Below are 1,126 nucleotides of genomic sequence, written 5' to 3'. Positions count from 1 at the left end.
GATCACCCGTGGGCGCGCCGCCTTCAATTCCAGCTCCGACGGCATCTGCCTCCCACGCGCCTTCCGTCGCCCAGAAGGCCCAGGAACCGCGGTACCACAGTCACCGGCTCCAGTCTCTCGACCACGCCCGCGAGATGTGCCCCGAAGTCGACCACCTGAAGCCCCGATCGCCGCCGTTCAGGACAGTGCCCTGTTGCCGCACCTGACCAGTGGCCACACGTACGCGCACGTCAATCGCATCGCCAAGCCGCCTGCAAGTATCTGCGGTCGCGGCATCCTGATCGCTGGAGCGAATCTGGCTGGACCTTCGGGTCCCCTGACGCCTGACGTTCCTGAACTCTGCGTGGCGATCAGGGGCCTATCGACAGGAGTCCCCTGGTCACGAGAGCGTGATCGCATGGTGCGGTGAAACCGTAAGGGCTGAAGGGGCTGGCTTTCAGAGAAGATCCGCCACAGCCGGAATTTCGGCCCGGCTGTCCCGTACCGCCGCGCAACCGACTCGCGGGCTGCTGTCCGGTGGGCCCTTCCCGAGCTGGTGCTGCCTCCGCCCGTCGCCGAGCACCTGGCCGGCGCCGTGCTGGCCTGGCAGTCGGTGGAGTACGTACTGCACCGACGTTCCGGCTCAGCCCTCCCGTTCGCGCAAGGAGCTCGGCGTCCAGCTGTGGAGCACGATGAAGACCGCACGGACGCCTGTCACGGTCTCACCCATGAGGTGAGCAGCGTGAGCGCTGCGGCACTCGCGGCGAAGACGGCGGTGAATACAGAGACGGCTGTCGAGGCCGCCGCAGACAACGTGGCTCCCTCGATGCGGTGCAGGACACCGGCCACACCGGCCGCGAGGGCGGCAAAGACGATCGTCACCGCCAGGACGAGGAAGGCCACGACGGCGGACACGGACATAAGCTCTCCTTGAGATGGAATGGGCAGCGATGTGTTGGGTGATGGCCACAGCGTGCCGGGGGCCCGGGGTGTCCGACACGCTGGTCGGACGAAGTGACCTGCGGGCCTGCGCAGGCGCAGGTCAGGCGGGTGTGCGTGGGTGTCCGGTGTCCGAGGCAGTGCGACGTCGGACAGGGGGACGATGACCGTGGACGAGACGGGGGTGGCGCAGGCGGAGAAGGACTTC

The 1,126-nt window shown here is 67.7% G+C and carries 1 protein-coding gene; it reads right to left on the bottom strand.

Translation table 11 applies throughout. The features are described 5' to 3' along the window. Window positions 1-693: 693 nt before the first annotated feature. Window positions 694-900, bottom strand: a complete 207-nt coding sequence (locus ACFW2E_RS47495) for a hypothetical protein (protein ID WP_384478544.1) — start codon at window positions 898-900, stop codon at window positions 694-696. Window positions 901-1,126: the final 226 nt, after the last annotated feature.

The organism is Streptomyces sp. NPDC058964, assembly GCF_042741275.1.
Taxonomy (GTDB): domain Bacteria; phylum Actinomycetota; class Actinomycetes; order Streptomycetales; family Streptomycetaceae; genus Streptomyces.
This window is presented reverse-complemented; position numbering and strand designations above follow the sequence as displayed.